This is a genomic window from Sphingobacterium puteale (genome assembly GCF_050986225.1).
Taxonomy (GTDB): Bacteria; Bacteroidota; Bacteroidia; order Sphingobacteriales; family Sphingobacteriaceae; genus Sphingobacterium; species Sphingobacterium puteale.
The window spans coordinates 6,651,149-6,673,388 of record NZ_CP158959.1 but is presented as its reverse complement, the minus strand read 5'-3'; the positions used below and the strand labels follow the sequence as shown (position 1 = coordinate 6,673,388).

The following is a 22,240-nucleotide window of genomic DNA, read 5'->3' as shown; positions in this document are numbered from 1 at the left end:
ATTATGACAGTATTTTATTTTGTAGCCTTCTTGTCTATTTTCTTTGCGCTGATGACCATCTTTACAAAGAATCCTGTGCATAGTGTATTGTATCTGGTCATTACCTTTTTCACATTTACGGTGCATTACATTTTATTGAATGCCCAGTTTTTGGCTGTAGTCAATTTTATTGTGTATATGGGGGCGATCATGGTACTCTTTTTATTTGTACTCATGTTGCTCAATTTAAATAAGGATACCGAACCGATGAAGTCCAATCTGGTTAAATTTATGGGGGTAATTGCTGGCTGTTGCTTAGTGGTTACCTTTTTTGGAGTATACCGTGTGTTTGAGATCTCTAACCCTTTGACAATCGTTAATCCTGAAATTGGACTGGTAAAAAATCTGGGCAAGGTATTGTTTAACGAATTTTTGCTTCCTTTTGAGCTGTCTTCTTTATTATTATTGACAGCCATGATTGGAGCGATTTTATTAGCTAAGAAAGAACCTAAACAAATCTAATGGAAACAATTGTTCAACAGTTGCAGGGTGTACCGATAAATCATTATTTGATTTTTTGCACGATTATTTTTGCTATTGGCGTGGTCGGTGTGCTTATCCGTCGTAACGTAATCATTATTATGATGTCGATCGAATTAATGCTTAACGCTGTCAACCTGCTGTTAGCAGCTTTTTCGGTGCAGCATAGTGATTCATCAGGACAGGTGTTTGTCTTCTTTATTATGGCACTTGCAGCCGCGGAAGTAGCGGTCGGTTTGGCTATTATTATTATGGTATATCGGAATACGAAGTCTGTGGATATCGATTCCTTGAATAAACTTCGTTGGTAGAACTTAAGAAATAAATACGATGAGTGAATTAATTTGGTTGATTCCCCTTTTGCCCTTGATCGGGTTTATAGTGAATGGATTGGGCAGGAATGCATTTTCCAAAAGTATGATCGGTGCTTTGGGCAGCGCCGTGGTGCTTATTTCTTTTATCTGCAGTTGTATCCTTTTTTCCGAAGTATATCAATCAAGACAGGCGGGACAGGCAGGAATTGTCGAAAAACATGTATTTGACTGGATCTCTGTGGGAAATCTCAAAATAAGTCTTTCCTTTTTAGTGGATCCATTAAGTGCAATTATGTTGTTGATTGTCACTGGCATTGGATTTTTGATCCATATTTATTCTATTGGGTATATGCATCACGATAACGGATTTGGTAAGTTTTTCGCTTATTTGAATCTATTTATCTTTTTCATGCTGTTGTTGGTGTTGGGTTCTAACTATCTGGTCATGTTTATTGGTTGGGAAGGTGTAGGACTCTGCTCTTACCTGCTCATTGGATTTTGGTATAAAAATACTTCTTATGCAAATGCTGCGAAAAAAGCATTTGTGATGAACAGAATAGGTGATCTAGGATTCTTGTTGGCGGTATTTCTGATATTGGGAACTTTCGGATCACTTGAATTTTCTACGGTATTTGCGGGGGCGAAGAATTTTGCCGCGGGAGACATCGCTGTCGTGAGCATCACCATATTGCTATTTATAGCCGCAACAGGTAAATCAGCACAAATTCCCTTGTTTACTTGGCTCCCGGATGCTATGGCTGGTCCTACGCCTGTATCGGCTTTGATACATGCCGCGACCATGGTGACGGCAGGTATCTACATGATTGCACGGTCAAATGTATTATTCGTACTTTCACCGATTACCCTACAATTGATTTCCATTATCGCGATTTGTACTGCCTTGCTGGCCGCTGCAATCGCAATAACGCAAAATGATATTAAGAAAGTACTGGCTTATTCGACAGTTTCTCAATTAGGTTATATGTTTCTTGGTCTAGGCGTAGGAGCATTTACGGGTGCATTTTTTCACGTATTGACTCATGCATTCTTCAAAGCCTTATTATTTCTTGGTGCAGGATCCGTTATTCACGGGATGAGTGATGAACAGGATATGCGAAAAATGGGTGGATTGAAGAAAGCGATGCCAATTACTTATATCACCATGCTCATTGGAACAATAGCAATTGCAGGTATCCCTCCATTTTCCGGATTTTTCTCTAAAGATGAAATATTGGCCAATGCATTCGCTGCCAATCCGCTCTTATGGGGCCTAGGATTTTTGGGAGCGTTAATGACAGCTTTCTATATGTTCAGAATGCTATTCATGACATTCTCTGGCTCATTTAGAGGCACGGAGGAACAAAAGCATCATCTTCACGAATCACCAAAAAGTATGACAATCCCTTTGATGGTGTTAGCAGTGCTTTCTGTTGCTGGTGGCGCGATAAACTTACCCGCAGCGCTAGGTGGAAACCATTGGTTGGAGCATTTTCTTGCGCCTGTATTTGCTGAGGGGAAGGCATTGATTCCTGCGGCACATCATTTGGAGCATAGTACGGAATATATGTTAATGGCAGTTTCTGTAGTTGGTGTATTCATTATGGTTGGCCTTGCCTACAACGTCTATGTGAAGCGTCAGCAAATACCTGCTGGAGATGAAGCTCCACGGGGATTTCTGGCAAATCTTTCCTACCATAAATTTTATGTGGATGAACTTTATGATGCTGTCGTTGTACGCCCGATCAACTGGCTATCGACTTTCTTTGGTCAGGTCGTGGATCAACGTGGTATTGATGGTGTTGTTAATGGAGCCGGTAAAGCAACATTTGATACAGGAAAAGTACTCCGCTTGCTTCAAAATGGAAATGTTGGGTTTTATTTATTGATGATGGTAATTGGAGTGATTGCTATTTTCGTGTATGGATTTTTGAGTCTTTAATATTTAGTATAATCGATGGATAACCTTTTCTTACTTATTTTATTGCCCTTAATCAGCGCATTGATTTTAGCGTTATTAAAGACCAATGTCGCCAAGTCAATAGCATTGATTTTATCAATAGTATCGCTCGCATTGACGATCCCATTCCTTTGTCAATTTGATCCGAATGGCGGAATGCAATTCGAAAAAAATTGGGAATGGATTTCTGCTCTGCATATTCATTTTCATCTTGGGGTAGACGGGATTAGTTTGCCGCTGATACTATTGACCAATGGATTGATGCCTTTCATTATTGCAACAACTTTTTCTAAAGACTATAGGGGCAATTTTTATGCGTTGATGGCTTTTATGCAAGCTGGATTACTGCTTGTGTTTATGGCGTTGGATGCTTTTACGTTCTATGTGGGTTGGGAAATCGCTTTGATTCCGATTTATTTTATCTGCGCACTATGGGGCGAAGGTGATCGTATTCGGGTTAATCTAAAGTTTTTCATTTATACTTTTTTGGGAAGTCTTTTGATGTTGATCGGAATTCTTTATCTCTATCAACAAGTACCAAGTCATGATTTTGAATGGACTTCTTTTATCGCTTTGGAGCTGGGGGATAACACACAACGTTGGTTATTCTGGGCATTTTTTATTGCCTTTGCGATTAAGATTCCCATCTTTCCGTTTCACACTTGGCAGCCGAATACATATACGAATGCACCGGCGGCGGGAACCATGTTGTTGGCTGGTATTATGTTGAAGATGGGGGTATATGGTTTAATGCGTTGGTTATTGCCTGTGGTTCCCACGGGGGTTGCTTTGTATGGGCAATTTGCCATGATCTTATGTATCATTGGAATTGTTTATGCTTCTATCATTGCCATTAAGCAGGACGATGCCAAACGGTTGATTGCATACTCCTCTATTGCACACGTTGGATTGATCAGTGCGGGGGTCTTCACTTGGAATACAAATGGTTTAAGTGGCGCAACAATACAAATGTTAAATCACGGTATTTCGGTCATTGGGCTTTTTTATGTACTGGATATCGTGCAGCAACGTACGCAAACACGTCGTCTTTCAGAACTTGGCGGAATTGCGAGCAAAGCTCCAAAATTAGCGATCTTTTTTATGATTATCTGTATGGGTGCAGTTGGACTGCCTCTAACCAACGGTTTTATTGGTGAGTTTCTGTTATTGAAAGGTGTATTTCAATATGGATTCTGGTTTGCAGTTTTCGGCGGACTAACGTTAATATTAGGGGCTGTGTATACGCTTCGCCTTTATCAGCAGACGATGTTGGGGGAAACTACGGACAAAACCATGCGGTTTGAAGATGTAAAAGGGGGAGAACTCGTTGTATTGAGTTTGATCTCCTTCTTGATTCTTTATATCGGTATATTCCCGAATTTCCTATTGAATCTTTCTGCGGGTTCAGTGGAAGTTTTAAGCACATTTTTAGGCAGATAAATAGATATATCAATTTGTATGGGAGCTATAATTACACTTTCAATATTAGCATTAGTTGTTCTTTATCTTGGCTTGTTCAAAGCGAAAGCCTTGCTTTTACCGGTTTCCATCCTTGGATTCTTGGTAGCGATTGGTTTTCTATTGAATGATTGGACAGCTGACAAAGGGCCTCTTTTCAGTGGGATGGTTCATTTCGATCATTATGCGATTGCTTTTTCGGTCTTATGCATCGCCGTTACTTTGTGCATATTTATTATCTCAAAGGGGTATTTTGATGAAGGGGGACAAGTCGCAGAGTATTATTCATTACTGATATTTTCGTTGACGGGGGCTGTTTTGGTCAATAGCTATCACAATTTCTCGATGCTCTTTTTGGGTATAGAAATCATGTCCGTTGCGCTTTATATTTTAGTCGGTATCCGTAAGCGGGATAAAGCGTCAAATGAGGCCGCACTGAAATACTTTTTAATGGGCGCATTTTCGACTGGATTTTTACTGTTTGGTATTGCGTTATTATATGGAGCCACAGGTTCATTCAATTTGGATGAGATAAAAGACTATGTTGTGAATAATCCGCATGCGATCTCACCCTTATTTTATGGGGGTATCCTATTGCTTATTGTCGGCCTGACTTTCAAAGTAGGGGCAGCTCCATTTCACTTTTGGACACCAGATGTGTATGATGGGGCGCCTATTCTGATCACAAGTTATATGAGTACAGTGGTCAAAGTGGCCTCTTTTGCAGGTTTATTACGGTTATTTAGTTACAGCCTAGTTCCTTTACAAGATTTCTGGGAGCCGGTATTCTTGATTATAGCGATTATCACATTGTTTATTGGAAATATTTCAGCTGTCATGCAATCTTCTTTCAAGCGCATGTTGGCTTATTCCAGTATCTCGCACGCAGGTTACATGCTGTTCGCTATTATAGCGGTCGGGGCTACTTCAGCCAATAGTATTTTCGCTTATGGGCTAGCGTATTCACTTGCAACAATTGTTTCGTTCACTGGGTTGATCCTTGTCAAGAAAACAACGGGATCAGAGCATTTTGAAGCATTTAACGGATTAGGAAAACGAAATCCAATGCTGGCATTTGCGATTACTGTAGCGATGCTTTCACTTGCAGGTATTCCGTTAACTGCAGGGTTTATTGGTAAGTTTATGATGTTCTCCTCGGTCATGGAGAATTACCATATTGTGTTATTGGTGTTAGCGGTTATCAATGCCGCTATCGCAGTCTATTATTATTTGAAAGTGGTGGTTGCGATGTATTTTAGAGACAGCGAAGAATCCTGTGTAAATGTGCAATGGAATTACTCATTCATTCTATTGCTAGCGGTTGGATTGACCATTCTTATCGGCGTATATCCAGACTGTCTTATAAAGTTAATATAAAATTTCTGTTAAAATACTTGTTGTTTATTAAAGCATAGCGATTTCGTTATGCTTTTTTTATATTTATTGGTATAACTCTTGAATACAAATTGTATATTGTAAAAAAGAAATCCTATCAGTTTGAAGATGGTGTTTAAAGTGTGTGTTAAATCTTTTTCAATAAGCTTTTTTAGTGTGTTATTATTCCTGCTTTTCGGGGGGGAAGTGATTGCGCAAGAATTTCTTCGCGGTAAGGTTGTTGATGCACAGACGGGCAAGGGAATTGCTCGCGTATCGATAAACTGGGTCGGAGAGGGGGGAGGAGGTACCAGCGATACACTTGGTTACTTTAAGATTCAGGATATAAAGCAACATCGGCAATTGACATTTGGGGCAGTGGGATATGAGCGAAGGACGATAGACGTACACCGGGGCCCTGATACTTTGATGACTGTTCGGTTGACTTCGAAAGACAATACGCTGGATATGGTTGTCATCAATCGAAAGAATAGGAAACCAAAAGATCCTGCGATTGCGCTGATAGAACAGGTCATTGCTCATCGTCCGCAAAATCACTATACTCGTATTCCCGAGATCCGTTTTGATGAGTATGAGAAGACGCAATTTGGCTTTGTGGACCCAGAAGATAAAGCAAAAAAAGTTCCAAAACCCTTCCGGTTTCTTTTTGAAAATATTGACTCCTCGGTATTTCGAGGTGTAACGATAGCTCCGTTCTATATGGAAGAAAATTATGCAAACGTCTATTCATCGCACGACCCTAACCGGAGCAAAAAGATTGTCACTAGCCACAATCAGACAGAACTAAATCCCCGTTTTTTTAATAACGACAATTGGCAGACCCGTTTCCAGACCATACTTCGGAATGTCGATCTCTACGAGAATACCATACAGATTGCGAATAAGGGGATTTTGAGTCCGATAGCTACAGGTGCCACCGCCTTTTATAAATACCGTATAGAGGATACCGTCCAGATTGCTGGTAAAGACTATATCGAACTTCATTTTGAGGGTAAATCCAAGATTGATTTGCTTTTCTACGGTGTTCTCCTTATCTCAGACGATACGCGGTTTGCTGTTCAGCGGGCCACATTGAATATTGGAAAGGCGGCAAATATCAACTGGATCAATGATGTACAGATCGATTTGGGCTACAGCGAATTTAAAAATGGGAGTATGATTCCGGTACATACCGATTTAAAAATATTGTTTGGTGCAAGCAAATCGGATGTTTTATATGGACGTAGGGAAACGCAATACCTAGGACACCGGACAGACTCAATCTCAAATGATAACTTTGCGGGGGTTCCCGTTGAAAAAAGATACCTGCTTCAATCCTCGGCAAAGGTTCCGATGATTCAAGTCAGACCTGCGCCACTGAGCAAAGCTGAATTGGGGGCCTACCAAAAAGTGGATTCCGTTCAGAATATGCGCTCCTTCAACCAGTTGGTTGCTTTAGGTTACTTATTGGCAAAAGGCTATTACAATGCCGGAAAATTTGAGTTCGGGCCGTTGGAGTACCTCTATAGCCGGAATAATTATGAAGGTAACCGTATCCGGCTGAGTGGTCGGACTACACGTCTGTTTTCCGAAAAGGCATTTATAGAAGGGTATACCGCTTATGGCGATAAAGATAAGGAGATAAAATATTATCTAAGTACAGCGTTTACCCTTAATGGCGAGCGTATAGTTCAGTTTCCTGCAAACTATCTGCGCTTTACTGTACAGCACGATGTCATGGAGCCGGGTCGTAATCTGGGCTTTCTAAAAGGCGACGGATTTTTCCGATCTTTTGGAAAGAATAGGCCAAATAAATGGCAATTTAACGATATCTATCGTCTCGATCATCTGATTGAGTTTGGTAACCATGTCAGTATCGCCACTGCATTTACTCATACCCGGAGACAGCCAAGGGGTGATTTATTTTACATCAATACTCTACCCAGCCCCGATACGATCCGTAGGGTAAATACAAACGATCTACAAGTTATCCTACGCTGGGCTCCAAATGAAGATTTTACCTACCATAACCTAGATCGTGGTACAGTAGAAAATAAATACCCGATTTTTACACTTCAATATAACAGGGGGCTGACCGGCTTTTGGGGAGCAGATTATAGTTATGATGCCTTAAGGTTCAGTGTGTTCAAGCGGATGTTTTTATCTCCGGCCGGACAGGCAGATTTTGAGTTTTCCGGAGGAAGGATCTGGGGAAAACATTTGCCGTATACGCTGTTGGAGCTCCCCGATGTCTCCAGAGATAAAGCGGGGCCGCTGGTCAACTTTGATTTGATGGCCACTTCAGAGTTTGCATCCGACCAGTTTTTAAAATTGACCTATCATCATAACTGGAACGGGTTTTTCTTTAATAGAATCCCTTTGTTCAGAAAACTGAAATGGCGTGAACTGACAGGTTTTAAAGCTTTTTATGGAAAACTGAGTGATGTGAATAACCCTTTTGTAACGCCTGAAAATATTCAATTTGAAGCCGATAAAAATGGTATTGTCCAAACAAAGGCCTTGCGCAATAAACCTTATGTTGAAGGTTTGGTCGGTGTGGATAATATCTTTAAATTGCTTAGATTAGAGTATAAAAAGAGATTGAGCTACAAAGGTGGAGAAGGGGTGCCTTTAGATACCTTTACAGCATCCATACATTTTAATTTTTAGCTTTATGACCCATTATTCGAATTTAAAATATGAGGTTAAAGATAGCATTGGCTATATCCTAATAGATCGCGAACCTCAAATGAATGCCCTGAATCAGGAGACACTTGATGAACTACAGGATATTTTTAAGCACTTTAATGCAGATAGTCATGTCCGTGGTATTATATTGACGGGAGCAGGGCAGAAAGCATTTGTCGCTGGGGCGGATATTAAGGAGTTTACAGACCTGTCTGTTGTCCAGGCCCGCTGGCTAAGCGAGCGCGGTCATATTATATTTACGGATCTTATTGAGGGAGCGCCAAAACCCGTTGTTGCGGCTATCAACGGCTACGCTTTAGGTGGAGGGCTTGAGATGGCACTGGCCTGTCATATGCGCATTGCTTCTGAAAATGCAAAAATGGGACTTCCTGAAGTTTCTTTGGGACTGATTCCGGGTTATGGTGGGACACAACGCTTACCAGCTTTGATCGGGAAGGGGCATGCTATGCAGATGATTTTGACCGGCGATATGGTTGATGCGCATAAAGCCTATGAAATGGGACTGGTGAACGAAGTCGTTCCACAGGAAAAGCTGATTTCGCGTGCCGAAGAGATACTTCAGAAAATATTTACACGTTCACGTGTCGCGGTTGCCAGCGCCATAGATGCCATCAATGCCGTTGGTGATAAAAAGCGCGATGGTAGTAAGGTGGAGATGGATGCATTTGGTCACTTGTTCGGAACAGACGACTTCAAAGAAGGAGTTTCCGCTTTTCTTGAAAAAAGAACGCCTAAATTTCCATTGTAAAAATGGTTCTATCCTAGCGGTAACTCGGCGCCACAAATTGTTAGGTTGATCTTCTTTCGCCGAGGGTAGGCTTTAGACTGGAAACCTATCTGAAATAGCCCTATGCTAAATAAGACACTATAAGAAATCAGCACTATTTCTGATACTTTCTCCGATAATCTTGGGGGGACATCTTCATCTCTTTGGTAAACGCCTTGGAAAAATGAAAGGGATCATAGAAATGCAGCTTGAAAGCGATCTCTTTAATTTTTAGCAGCGTAAATTGTAGATATGAACAGGCTCTTTGCATGCGTAATTGATTGTAGTATACCATGGGCGGATAAGAGGTCTTCTGTTTGAATAAGTTGATCAAGTGCGATTTCGAATAGTTAAAATGTGAAGCAATCTCGTCCAGGCTAATGTTATTTTCCAGATTGTCCTTCATAAACAGGATGATATCCTGAATGATATTATCTACCTTAATCGGATTGCTTTCTTTGTATTGTGTCGAATATTTGATGGACGCCAAAAAATATTGAAAGCAAAAACTTGTGTATTCTAAATTTTCTGGACTATAGCCCATTTCCAGATTTTGGTATATACTTTCAAATAGCTGAAGTCGGTCGTTTTGCTTGTTTGTGTGGTTGTCATCCATGTGAGTGATCTGTCCGATGATATTTTCAAAAAGAGATGTTTCAGTACCTTGAAAGTGGATCCAATAAATACTCCAGGGGTCGTTGGCTCTGGAACCATAAGAATGCCTTGTGTTTTTAGGAATGATGTAAAGATCATTTCTGGCGATATTATAAGTTATTCCATCCTGTTTGATCCACCCATGGCCGTTTTCGCAATAAATCAAAATATATTCTGCACAGCCTTCCTGACGGTCACGATAATGCTTTTTTGCATTCGGATAGTAGCCAATATGTGTGATGTGTAATTTTGAAGTAATTGTATTGGCAGCTTGGTAGTTGCACACGGAATAAGGGAGCACAATTGCCTTCTCACCTTTGAATCCTTCTGCCATCACATCTGTATCTCTATTCATAAATCAGGAAATTTGGTATATGCTATAAAAATAGTAATATTTTACATGTTTATCGTGTTCACTTACATGATTTACATACAGTATTCCACTAATTTTACGTCAATAAATCTAAATATGTAAATTCTTATGCAAAAGACCCAGACAACGTATTTGCTGTTAATCACATTTGTGGCCGCTATTGGTGGCTTTCTTTTTGGCTACGATTGGGTTGTCATTGGAGGGGCGAAGCCTTTCTATGAGGCATATTTTCATTTGGAGTCTGCTCCCGCACTTCAGGGGTGGGCGATGTCGTCAGCAATTGTAGGGAGCTTTATCGGCGTATTACTTTCGGGTGGCTTGGCAGACCGTTATGGACGAAAGCCATTGATCTATACAGCTGCAATTCTATTTATTATTTCTGCGGTAGGGACAGGTATGGCTGCTGACCTTAACATCTTCATTATCTATCGGGTGCTCGGAGGAATAGGTATAGGCGTAGCTTCCAATTTGGCGCCGATGTATATTGCCGAGATAGCTCCCGCGGAGAGCCGTGGGAAATTTGTTTCGATTAACCAACTGACGATTGTATTGGGTATACTCGCAGCGCAAATTGTCAATTGGCTGATTGCAAAGCCCGTGTTGCCCGAAGAAGTTATAGCCTCAACATGGAACGGGCAGCAGGGCTGGCGGTGGATGTTTTGGGCGGGAGCGATTCCGGCGGTTATTTTTTTATTGCTGCTTTTCCTGATTCCGGAAAGCCCCAGATGGCTATACAACAAGGGAAAACATGAAGAGGCCAGACGTATCTTTTTGCGGATGGGTGGTGATTATTATGCTAAAGAAAGCATGGCTACCATTGATGCGGCTAAACGAAACCAAGATACACCGAAGAAAAGGAGCCCATTTAAGGGGAAATTATTGCAGTTATTGCTGCTCGGAAGTTTTATCGCCGTGTTTCAGCAATGGTGCGGCATCAACGTGATCTTTAACTATGCACAAGAAATTTTTACAGCCGCGGGATACACAGTTTCGGGGATGCTCTTCAATATCATTATAACAGGCGTTATCAATGTGATCTTTACTTTCGTAGGAATGTATATGGTCGATAGGGTCGGGCGTCGCGCATTAATGTTGTTTGGTTCGGCGGGGCTTTTTGGTATTTATGCGGCATTAGGTGCTTGCTACTATTTCAATTGCAGTGGAATCTTTGTGCTTCTTTTGGTATTAGCTGGAATTGCGGTTTATGCGATGACATTAGCGCCAGTGACCTGGGTTATTATTGCTGAAATTTTCCCTACGGCAGTTAGAGCTCAAGCGATGGCTATAGCTACCTCGCTGTTATGGATAGCATGTTTTGTACTTACTTATACGTTTCCGATGTTGAACCAAAGCTTGGGGGCGGCGGGCACATTCTGGCTGTATGGAATAGTCTGCTTGATTGGCTATGTGTTTTTGTGGGGACAATTGAAAGAGACCAAAGGCAAGAGTCTCGAGGAAATTGAACAGGAATGGTCTGATGAAGCCATAATACCCTGATTTTTGCATATAGAAATCCATTTTTATAATTAAATCAACTTACAGTATATAACCTAATAGCTCTTTAGAACATGACAGAATTGACACGTTACCTGATTAAATCTACAGTCGATCAGCGCGGTATAGTAAAAGTTTGGGCGGAATCTGTGGCGATACCAACCTACGAGGTTGGCGCGATGGAAAAAAATCCGATTTATGCTGAAAAACGCGTGTACCAAGGTAGCTCCGGGGTGGTATATCCCTATCCCATTATCGAAAAAATTAGCGACGAGAAAACGGACAAGGTATATCAGGCACTATTTTTAGAAAATGAATATATCAAAGTAATGATTCTGCCTGAACTTGGTGGAAGAATTCATATGGCCTACGATAAGGTTAGAGAACGGCATTTTGTCTATTATAATGAGGTGATAAAGCCAGCTCTAGTAGGGCTTACAGGTCCTTGGATTTCTGGTGGAATCGAATTCAACTGGCCTCAGCATCACCGTCCGACGACCTTTATGCCAACAGAATATTTAGTTGAACATAATGCCGATGGCAGTGTGACTGTATGGTGCAATGAAATCGAACGCATGTTTCGAATGAAGGCCATGCAGGGATTTACACTTTATCCCGACAAAGCCTTTATTGAAATAAAGGTTCAGGTGTACAACCGCACCGCCTTGCCGCAAACTTTCCTATGGTGGGCCAATCCGGCCGTTGTCGTCAATGATGATTATTATTCGGTTTTTCCTCCCGATGTAAACGCTGTGTTTGATCATGGCAAAAGAGAAGTTTCAACATTTCCGATCGCGACAGGAACCTATTATAAATACGATTATTCAGCTGGAGTTGATATCGCACAATACAAAAATATTCCTGTTCCGACATCCTATATGGCCATCCAATCAAAATATAATTTTGTGGGAGGTTATGAAGCCGGAGACACCAATGCAGGGATGTTACACGTTGCGGATCACCACATTTCTCCGGGAAAGAAGCAATGGACATGGGGAAACGGTGATTTTGGCTTAGCTTGGGACCGGAATCTGACAGACGAAAATGGTCCTTATATCGAATTAATGGCAGGTGTTTACACCGACAATCAGCCCGATTTTGCTTGGTTACAGCCTTATGAGGTGAAATCATGGTCACAATATTTTATGCCTTACGCGGCTGTTGGTCATGTGAAGAATGCAACAAAAGATCTTGTCCTCAATATGGAGGTCCATCAGCAGCGTGCCGACATTATTCTATATGCTACAGCTGCATTTGAAGGACTTCATATTGTTCTGCGGGATAAGCAAGGAAGAGTTTATCTGGAGGAAAGGATCTATTGTTCTCCTCGTGATATCTATAAACAAACTGTTTCTGATTTACAGGGTAATCCATTTGATTTGATCCTTTCCGTTTATGATAGCAATGGTAACGAAATGCTGCAATATCAATTGGAAAAGAAAAAGGATAGCACAGCTATCCCCGAACCGGCACGGGCTGTTTCAGCACCACAATTCGTTCATTCGACGGAGGAGTTATTCCTGGCAGGACAACATCTTGAACAATACCGGCACGCCACCTATAATCCCATGGATTACTATATTGAGGCTCTGCGACGGGATCCGCATGATGTACGATGTAACAATGCAATGGGTGCTCTTTTATTGAGAAATGGAAAGATAGCCGAGTCCATCCCTTACTTCCGTACCGCAATCGCGCGACTTACTGAACGTAATCCAAATCCTTACGATGGTGAGGCCTACTATAACCTTGGATTGGCATTACAGCTATCCGGTGAGCTGGATGTAGCTTACGCCGCTTTTTACAAGGCAACCTGGAATGCTGTCTGGCAGGATGCAGGTTATTTTGGCCTTGCACAGATCGATGCAACGCGTGGACAGTGGGACGTTGCTCTGGAAAAAATAGAACGTTCAATAAACCGAAATTGGAAACATCATAAAGCACGGCAATTAAAGGCTTCGATTTTAAGAAAACTGGGACGGGTAGAGGAAGCGTTGGGTTATATTAAAGATTCTTTGGAAATAGATCCATTTAATATGGGCTGTCAATTCGAATGGTATTTGCTGACAAAGGACGAGGCTATATTAGCGCCTATTCTAAATTTATGTAAAGTCAATGTACAGAGTGTGGTGGAATATGCGTTGGATTTTGCTCAAGCTGGTCTGTATGAAGAAGCCATCCTGTTATTGGAAAAAACAATCGATGATCCGCAAGCAGTATATCCAATGATATATTATGGACTAGGTTATTTTAACGCCTGTATCGGACAAAATGATCAAGCAAAAGCCTATTATGACAAAGCTCGTATCATGGACCCGACTTATTGCTTCCCAAATCGGTTGGAAGAGATCGTTATACTTCAGGACGCGATCCTGCACAATAATCACGATGCAAAAGCATATTACTACCTGGGGAATCTATGGTACGGCAAGAGACAACATCAAGATGCGGTAGACTGTTGGGAGCAATCAATACAATTGGATCAACAATTCCCTACCGTTTTCCGAAATTTGGCTCTGGCCTATTATAATCGGATGGACAGGAAGACGGAGGCTGTTGCATTGTTAGAAAAAGCATTCGCATTGGATGAAACAGATGCACGACTGCTGATGGAACTGCACCAGCTCTATAAGAAACAAGGATACAATTATGTGGAAAGACTGACGCTATTGGATCGATATGCAGATCTTGCTGTCAGCCGAGACGATCTTTTCCTGGAACGGATTTCACTTTTCAATCTTCTGGAACGATACGAAGAAGCTCGGCAATTATTGGCTTCCCGACAGTTTAAACCTTGGGAAGGAGGAGAAGGGAAAGTGTCCCGTCAATATACAATCTGCCATCTGGAACTGGCAAAAGAAAGATTAAAAGCCAACGATCCGAAGGGAGCCTTGGCCCTGTTAACAGCTATTGACAGCTATCCGCATAATCTCGGTGAGGGTAAACTGATTACCATGGAGGAGAACGATATTGATTATTATAAAGGCGTTGCATACCGTTCATTGGGAAATGAGGAGGAAGCAACAGCTTATCTCATCAAAGCTACTATGGGGGCTCAGGAACCCCAACAGGCTCTTTTTTATAATGATCCACAACCTGACAAGATCTTTTTTCAAGGATTGGCCTGGCTCGAACTCAAACAAGAAGAAAAAGCGGAACAATGTTTTCAAAGCCTAATTGATCATGGTAAAACCTATTTGGACAAACCTTTTAAAATCGATTATTTTGCAGTTTCATTGCCTGATATGGATATCTGGGAGGATGACCTTGACCATAAAAATAAGATTCATTGCTTGTACGTAATGGGGTTAGGTTACTTAGGTAAAGGCGATTTGGACCTGGCTAAGGATTATCTTACACAAGTGTGGCAACTAGAACCCAATCATCAAGGCTGTTTGTCAATATTGCGCTCTTTCATAGCGGAAGTCACCCTAAATAATTAAATTCAGACATGCATCGTTATCTCATTTTATTGCTTGCTCTTCTACAGAGCTACAGCGTTTTGGCCTTCGGAGGGCATCAGCTCAATCTTGCCGGACAATGGAGTGTACAACTTGATCCAGAGGATGTGGGGGTGAAGAACGGTTGGACTAATAGGTCTTTCACAACAGCCATTAAATTACCTGGGACAACCGACGATGCAGGACTGGGAACTGCGAATAGCTTAACACCGGCACTAACAAACCCCCAACTTTCGCATCTGACAAGGAAACATCGGTATGTGGGGGCAGCCTGGTACAGCAAGGAGCTATTTATTCCGAAAGGCTGGGTGGGTAAAGAAATGATCCTGAAACTGGAGCGGATTATATGGGAGTCTAATGTCTGGGTTGACGGAGTAGAAATTCCACAAAAACAGCGCAGTCTGGTAGGTTCGCATGAATTTGATTTAAGTTCTTTTTTAAAGGCTGGGAGAAAGCAGCGTTTGACTATCCGCATTGATAACCGCAAGAAGCTGGCGATCAGTGTCGATGATATGGCACATGCTTATACGGATCATACCCAGATTATGTGGAACGGTATCATCGGTTCGATGTGTATTGAAGCATTGGATCGGGTTCATATCAAGCAAGTAAGTACTTTTCCGGTTTTGACAGCAAAACGTGTAGACCTGCGGGTAGTTCTTTCGAATAGAACACAAGGAAATACAGGTAGTACACTCCGGGTAAGAGCCAAATTTAAGGGTGATAGCGAGTATCTTCCGACAATAGAAAAGGAGGTTTTATTAGCCCCAGGTGATTCCAACATACAATTAAGCTATGATCTGGGCGCAAAAATCCGGTCATGGAGCGAATTTTCACCAAATCTCTATGATGTCGAAGTGGTGTGCCAATCGGGTGAGGGAGTCAATGTGATGAGTACATCATTTGGTATGCGTGAATTGTCAAGGGAGGGAACGGTCATGAAAATCAATGGGCAGCCCCTTTTTCTTCGGGGGACATTGGAATGCAGCATTTTTCCGTTGACAGGGCATCCCCCAATGGATAAAGCGGGATGGAAGAAGGTGTTTTTGACAGCAAAGGAATGGGGACTCAACCATTTACGGTTCCACTCTTGGTGCCCTCCGGAAGCTGCTTTTGCTGTAGCTGATGAAATGGGATTCTATCTTCAGGTCGAATTGCCTATCTGGGAAAATAATGCTGGTAAGGATGATGCGGTGCTACGTTTTTTATATGAGGAAGCTGATAAGATGATCAGGCAATATGGCAATCATCCATCGTTTTGCTTTTGGAGTATGGGAAATGAGCTAAGTGGTGACTTCGATGCCCTTAACGCACTGGTAAAAAACCTAAAGGAAAAAGATAAGAGACATTTGTATACGGCGACATCATTTACTTTTCAACAAGGACATGGAATTGTCGGCGAACCCTTTGACGATTTTCTGATTACGCAGTGGACGGCAAAGGGATGGGTGAGAGGGCAGGGGGTCTTTAATAGTGAACCTCCTGTCTTTAATAAAAATTACAGCGCTTCATTGGATGGCGTTTCTATTCCTGTCGTTACACATGAGATCGGACAATATGCTGTTTATCCCAATTTGGCGGAGATCAAAAAGTATACAGGTGTTTTAAAGCCGTTGAACTTTATTGCTGTAGCCGAAGATCTGAAACGCAAGGGTTTATTGCATAAAGCGAAGGAATATGCCACGTCTTCAGGCAAGTTGGCAGCAATTCTCTATAAAGAAGAGCTGGAACGGGCCTTAAAAACACCGGGTATCAGTGGTTATCAACTATTGGATCTCCATGATTTTCCAGGCCAAGGTACAGCTTTGGTGGGGCTATTGGATGCCTTTTGGGATAGTAAGAATATTCTTTCAGCAGCTGAATTCAGACAGTTTTGTGCGCCAATAGTTCCCTTGCTCCAGTTTTCCAAAGCCGTATATACCAATGATGAAGTATTTGAGGGGATTTTAGACATCAGCAATTATGGAGCTGCAGCGTTGAGCGATCAGTTGGTCGAGTGGTCTATGAAAGATGGTACGAAAACTCTTGCAAAAGGTCACTTTCAAACAAACGTAGGTCAGGGGTACAATGGACATGTAGGCCGCTTTGAAGTACCATTTCAAGCCATACAGCAAGCCAAAAAGTTGACAGTTCATATTAACCTCAAAGGCACAAGCTATGAAAATCACTGGAATATATGGGTGTATCCCAAAGAAAATCAAATTGATTTTACTGAAGTAAGCTATACTAGGGAGCTAGACGAAGCTTTAGGGCTGTTGCAGGCTGGAAAAAAGGTTCTTTTAAATCCTGACTGGAAAAAAATTACAGGTATTGAAGGCAAGTTTGTTCCAGTATTCTGGAGCCCGGTACATTTTCCGAAGCAGGCTGGTACAATGGGATTGCTCTGCGATCCAAAACACGCTGTATTCGCTAATTTTCCGACAGAGGAACATACCGACTGGCAATGGTGGGACCTACAGATCAAATCGACAACAATGTTGATGGATCAGATCAAAGGCGGCAAAACCCTTGTAGAGATGATCGATAATTTTGCGAACAATAGAAATCTGGCCACACTCTTTGAAGGTTCGGTGGGGAAAGGCAAACTGATGGTGGCCTCATTTGATCTGGCGATTGATTTAAACAACAGACCCGTCGCAAGACAGATGCTACAATCCATACTCACCTATATGAATAGTTCGAGGTTTGCGCCAAAAGTTATCGAAAATCCTGAGGTGTTACGAAAGGTTCTGCAATATAGAGAGCCGCAGGAAAAGGCAGCTCCCGTCGCTATATATTAGTCCCATAGTGACATTTATTATCAGGACAAATTATAGCCGCTCCATTCTCGGAGCGGTTTTTTTATAGTTTTCTGATCAGTACGGCAGCCTGTTCGTTGTATCGGTTGATTTTGCTCATTATTGATACTATTCTTTTGTTTAACTCGTTTTTAAAAGAACCACATTACTATCTTTTTCTTTAGTTTAATAGAAAAAAAAATGACGAATAACGAGTTAAGAGCACTTGCAGAGTGTTCGCGTAAAGGCGATGTAACGGCGATAGAGCAGATTATAGCCTCGGCAAGCGGTAAGGCTGAATTTCAAGATTACGAATTGAATAGTGCTGTTAGCCAATTGATTAGGTCTCGGCATTATGGTGTCTTGGATAAATTTATTGATAAGGGTTTCATTTCTAAGGATCTATATGATTACGATCGCTTCAGTTCAACCGTTTTCCATGCTTTATTAAAGCCACAGATTTCAACCGACCAGCTAGCAAGCTATTTGGTCTGGTTTAAAGGATATCTAGAACAGATCGATGATATTAACGAAGAGGTTGGCGGTACGACTTTATTTGAATATGCATTACAAGAAAATGTCAGCATTACACTGTTGAAAGTTATTGCGGAGGCTGGGGCAGATGTGCAGCGTATGGATCAATATGGACAGACACTGCTTTTCAAGGTTTGTAGTCTTCGTATGCAACCTGTGGATCGCATTGTTGAGCTGGTGGATTGGTTGCTATCGGAGGGTATCGATCCTAATGTCAGCAATGTCGAGCAGAAGACAGCGTTGCACATGGCCGTGGACACGATAAAAATGGAGGTAGTAGTCAAGTTAATGGACGCAGGTGCAGACCCCGGACTGAAGGACTGGCACGGTGAAAGCGCTTTTCATTACGCTGTCACAAGACAATTCAATCCCGATTTATTGGAGCTGCTGCTAAATTATGGTGTACCGGACTTCCATGGGGTTAATAAGCAGGGAGAAAATCTGCTCAATGCATTTCTTCGAATGATGCCTTCGGACAGCGAAGCTAACCTTAGAATCCTAAATTTGCTGCTGGAACAGGGGGCAGATCCGACGGTAGCATCACTTTGGTATCAGAAAGAGAAAACAGGTGTTGACTGGCTTTCAGAGCGATCTGCGGCTACATTGCAAGAAGTTATGGAAAGAGGATATTTGGATATCAATTATTTAGATAACGAAGGAAATACAATGTTGCATAAGGTGTGTCAAGTTGATATCAATTATGATGAAAGTAAAGCGCGTGATCTTTACAAAAAGGTGAAGTATTTGGTCGGCGAGGGTATTGATCCTCAGGTAGAAAATATCAAGGACAAAAAAGCGGTCGATTACGCAATGGAAGATAATCTCAAAGTAAAGACAGTAGAATGGCTGTTGAAACAATAAATACGAAAAATAAAATTTTATGTCTCAATCATTTATAGTTACTTGTGAAGGCGGTAAACGCAAAATTGCAGAAATCTTGTTGGAAAAGAATCAAGTCGATGTATCTTATACGGACGAAATAGGGCGTACAGCATTGCATTATGCTGCTCATCGCGGTTACTTGGACTTGGTGAAAAAATTGGTCGAGGCTGGAGCAATTATTGATTATGAAGACCATCGCGGTGAGACACCTTTGTATTTTGCCCTGCTACAAAAGCAGAAGCAAACTGCGGCTTATTTACTGGACAAAAATGCCAATATTCATATCAATGACTTCTTGGGTAATAGCTTATTGCATATCACCGCACAGACCGGACAACAGGAGATGGCCGAAAAACTGATTGAACAGGGGCTAGATGTAAATGTGCTAAATAATAATGCTGAATCGCCATTATTGCTGGCCGTACAGGCAAAATATCCGCCAGTAGTACAGCTCTTGGTTGTGCATGGCGCTAGTGTGGACGCGACTGATAAGGAAGGAAACACAGCTTTGAATTTAGCTGTGGCATTGGGGGCAGTACCTATTGTCAATATTTTGTTAGACCATGGTGCAAAAGTCAATTTATTGAATGACTTGAGCGAAGGCCCTCTGCTGCATGCAGTAAAAATGGGTAACCGCGTCCTTGCGCAGAAATTGATAGAACAAGGAAGTGATATCTTTGTTGAGTCCGCCGAAGGGATTTCCCCAGTGTGGTATGTCTGCAATAGCAACCAAAAGGAGCTATTGGCCTTATTTTTGGAACGGGGTCTTTCTGCGGATTACGCACGTCCTGTGGATTCCTTTGATGGAAAGGATGGGAAGTATATGGAAAAGCTGATCGAGCGCACTGGTGGACGTACATTTATTCTTGGATTTGAACCTCATTATGCCGGTGAAACACTATTACAGACTGCAACAAAAATGGGTTATCTTTCGTTGGTCAAGCAGCTTTTGGATAGTGGTGCGACAATTGATAAGCAAGATGCCTCAGGCAATACCGCCGTCCATTATGCGGCAGCGTATGGTAAAAAGGATGTTTTGCGGTATCTCTTGTCCAAGGGGGCGCTCACGGATATCGCAAACGTATTGGAACAAAAGGCTATAGACTACTCAAACGTACAAGGTTTTAATGAGATAACCGCTTTATTGATCGACTTTGGAGCGCAGTCCAATGCTGTTGATGATGGGCCTGTACTTCAAGAGAAAAAGGTACCCGAAGTGGTTGCAGGAGTGGACATCTCACTTAAGAAACAAGCTTTATTTGATTTAAAGGAATTGTTGGATGCCGGTATTATCAATCAGGACGAGTTTGATTTGGAGAAAGCGAAGATATTAAAGTCTTAAATACAACTATTGAAATGAATCTCGGAAATAGATAAATGGTCAAAGGAGATAAAAAAGAAACACCTGTAAGCTTCGACTTGCAGGTGTTTCTTTTTTTGTAGCCCGTAGGGGAATCGAACCCCTGTTTCAAGAATGAAAATCTTGCGTCCTAACCCCTAGACGAACGGGCCATTTCCTTTGTGATGCTGCAAATATAGAAGCTTTTTCAATAAGCACAAAAAAAAAGTGTGCTTATGTCGCTAATTCGCTGAAATTGAGAAAAATTATTTTTTTAGGCGACCTTAGCCAACGGCATATGCAAGCATATATTCATTGAATTTTTCATAATGTACCTCAAAAGTCTGTTGATCGTGGTTGCTGTCGAGCTCAAGTTTTAAGACACCTTGGTTTTGGTATTCGAAGGGTTGTATGGTCATGTTGTTTAAGAAAGAAACCCCTGAATTCCCCTGAAGTTTATAGATTGCTTCTTTGGCGCACCAACAGGCATATAGCTGCTCATATCGTGCATCGTTTTGCGTAATAAAAGCAAGTTCAATGGGTTTGAGAAACTTATGCTGGATCCGCTCAACTTTCGTCTTGATGATCTCCATATCAATACCTACTTCCCCTTTAGTACTTATCATTGCTGCGGCATAGTCAAAAGAGTGTGAAAGGGATATCTTCTGTGGGAAGTTGGCAAGATAAGGCTTACCATTAGCATCGGAAGGACAATCAATATAACGCGAAGTATTCAATAAAGTCCGCAACAACACACGCGTAGCCAGCCAATGTAAGCGCCGCTTACCCTTGTTAAAAGAGCCTAGTTTGGCCTTCTCACGCTCATCCAACTGGAGTTTTGACAATAAATCATCATCCGATTCTTCAATTCGCCAAATGGCAAATTTGGTTTGGCTATCTATTTCACGTAAATACACTAGACTCATACCCAAATTTAAAAAACAAATCGCAGATATCGTACAATCAATACCAAGCGATCTGAAAAATTGATGGGTTTGTTTTTTAAATAAAAAAATAGCGTAAAAATTTGAGTGAGAACCGTATTTTTGAATTTATATAGCATGGCCTGATGCTCTTGCTATCTTGATACACATGATTTTATCGGATAAAAGAATTCTTGAAGAGATTGAAAATGGCAGTATTGTCATTCAACCATTTGATCGTAAGTGCTTAGGAACAAATTCCTACGATGTTCATTTGGGTAAATATTTGGCAACTTATGCGGATCGCGTATTGGATGCCAAAAAGCATAATGAAATTAATCATTTTGAAATTCCAGAAGAGGGTTTTGTATTAGAACCTAATACTCTTTATTTAGGCGTCACTCAGGAATATACCGAAACGCACAAACATGTTCCTTTTTTGGAAGGAAAATCCAGTACCGGTCGTTTGGGAATTGACATCCATGCAACAGCTGGTAAAGGCGATGTGGGCTTTTGTAATACATGGACATTGGAGATATCTGTTGCACAACCCGTCAGAGTCTATGCAGGTATGCCAATCGGTCAATTGATTTATTTTGCTGTAGAAGGCGATATAGAGACGTTTTACAATACAAAGGGTAATGCAAAATATAATGGCAAGACTATCCGTCCTGTCGAATCCATGATGTGGAAGAATAGTTTCTAA

General features: G+C 41.5%; 15 protein-coding genes and 1 tRNA gene. 13 read left to right on the top strand and 3 right to left on the bottom strand.

Going from position 1 to position 22,240, the window contains the following annotated elements; all coding sequences use genetic code 11:
- Positions 1-3 precede the first annotated feature (3 nt).
- The 7 genes from ABTV71_RS27615 (at position 4) to ABTV71_RS27585 (ending at position 9,079) form a co-directional block, all read left to right on the top strand.
- Positions 4-501, top strand: coding sequence for an NADH-quinone oxidoreductase subunit J family protein (locus ABTV71_RS27615; RefSeq protein ID WP_121121106.1), 498 nt, complete (start codon positions 4-6; stop codon positions 499-501).
- Positions 501-830, top strand: coding sequence for an NADH-quinone oxidoreductase subunit NuoK (gene nuoK / locus ABTV71_RS27610; RefSeq protein WP_121121104.1), 330 nt, complete (start codon positions 501-503; stop codon positions 828-830). The genes ABTV71_RS27615 and nuoK overlap by 1 nt, the downstream gene beginning before the upstream one ends.
- A gap of 19 nt (positions 831-849) precedes the next feature.
- Positions 850-2,772 carry an NADH-quinone oxidoreductase subunit L gene (gene nuoL / locus ABTV71_RS27605; RefSeq protein WP_433901756.1) on the top strand — a complete coding sequence of 641 codons (1,923 nt, stop codon included), beginning with the start codon at positions 850-852 and terminating at the stop codon, positions 2,770-2,772.
- A 15-nt stretch (positions 2,773-2,787) separates the two neighbouring features.
- Positions 2,788-4,230, top strand: coding sequence for a complex I subunit 4 family protein (locus tag ABTV71_RS27600; protein ID WP_433901755.1), 1,443 nt, complete (start codon positions 2,788-2,790; stop codon positions 4,228-4,230).
- Between the two features lie 18 nt (positions 4,231-4,248).
- Entirely contained in the window at positions 4,249-5,625 is a 1,377-nt protein-coding gene (locus ABTV71_RS27595; protein ID WP_433901754.1) for an NADH-quinone oxidoreductase subunit N, read from the top strand.
- 174 nt (positions 5,626-5,799) lie between these two features.
- The gene (locus ABTV71_RS27590; protein WP_433901753.1) at positions 5,800-8,292 is read left to right on the top strand and encodes a DUF5686 family protein; all 2,493 of its coding nucleotides are present in this window, start codon (positions 5,800-5,802) and stop codon (positions 8,290-8,292) included.
- A 4-nt stretch (positions 8,293-8,296) separates the two neighbouring features.
- Positions 8,297-9,079 carry an enoyl-CoA hydratase/isomerase family protein gene (locus ABTV71_RS27585; protein ID WP_433901752.1) on the top strand — a complete coding sequence of 261 codons (783 nt, stop codon included), beginning with the start codon at positions 8,297-8,299 and terminating at the stop codon, positions 9,077-9,079.
- A 133-nt stretch (positions 9,080-9,212) separates the two neighbouring features.
- Here ABTV71_RS27585 and ABTV71_RS27580 read toward each other — a convergent pair whose 3' ends face one another.
- Entirely contained in the window at positions 9,213-10,106 is an 894-nt protein-coding gene (locus ABTV71_RS27580) for an AraC family transcriptional regulator (RefSeq protein WP_433901751.1), read from the bottom strand.
- A gap of 126 nt (positions 10,107-10,232) precedes the next feature.
- Here ABTV71_RS27580 and ABTV71_RS27575 point away from each other — a divergent pair, with 126 nt between their 5' ends.
- From ABTV71_RS27575 to ABTV71_RS27555, 5 genes are all read left to right on the top strand, one after another.
- Positions 10,233-11,621, top strand: a complete 1,389-nt coding sequence (locus tag ABTV71_RS27575) for a sugar porter family MFS transporter (RefSeq protein ID WP_433901750.1) — start codon at positions 10,233-10,235, stop codon at positions 11,619-11,621.
- Between the two features lie 71 nt (positions 11,622-11,692).
- Positions 11,693-15,061: a DUF5107 domain-containing protein gene (locus tag ABTV71_RS27570; protein ID WP_433901749.1), complete on the top strand. Its 3,369-nt coding sequence runs from the start codon at positions 11,693-11,695 to the stop codon at positions 15,059-15,061.
- An 8-nt stretch (positions 15,062-15,069) separates the two neighbouring features.
- Positions 15,070-17,859, top strand: a complete 2,790-nt coding sequence (locus ABTV71_RS27565) for a sugar-binding domain-containing protein (RefSeq protein WP_433901748.1) — start codon at positions 15,070-15,072, stop codon at positions 17,857-17,859.
- A gap of 198 nt (positions 17,860-18,057) precedes the next feature.
- The gene (locus ABTV71_RS27560; RefSeq protein ID WP_433901747.1) at positions 18,058-19,251 is read left to right on the top strand and encodes an ankyrin repeat domain-containing protein; all 1,194 of its coding nucleotides are present in this window, start codon (positions 18,058-18,060) and stop codon (positions 19,249-19,251) included.
- A gap of 19 nt (positions 19,252-19,270) precedes the next feature.
- Positions 19,271-20,614, top strand: coding sequence for an ankyrin repeat domain-containing protein (locus tag ABTV71_RS27555; RefSeq protein WP_433901746.1), 1,344 nt, complete (start codon positions 19,271-19,273; stop codon positions 20,612-20,614).
- A 98-nt stretch (positions 20,615-20,712) separates the two neighbouring features.
- On the opposite strand, the gene ABTV71_RS27550 is transcribed toward ABTV71_RS27555, so the two are convergent.
- Together ABTV71_RS27550 and ABTV71_RS27545 are read right to left on the bottom strand one after the other, a co-directional pair.
- A tRNA-Glu gene (locus tag ABTV71_RS27550) sits at positions 20,713-20,784 on the bottom strand.
- A gap of 111 nt (positions 20,785-20,895) precedes the next feature.
- Positions 20,896-21,537: a 4'-phosphopantetheinyl transferase family protein gene (locus ABTV71_RS27545; protein ID WP_433901745.1), complete on the bottom strand. Its 642-nt coding sequence runs from the start codon at positions 21,535-21,537 to the stop codon at positions 20,896-20,898.
- Between the two features lie 166 nt (positions 21,538-21,703).
- On the opposite strand from ABTV71_RS27545, the gene dcd reads away from it, so the two are divergent.
- Complete coding sequence (gene dcd / locus ABTV71_RS27540) at positions 21,704-22,240, top strand: dCTP deaminase (RefSeq protein WP_433901744.1); 537 nt, start codon at positions 21,704-21,706, stop codon at positions 22,238-22,240.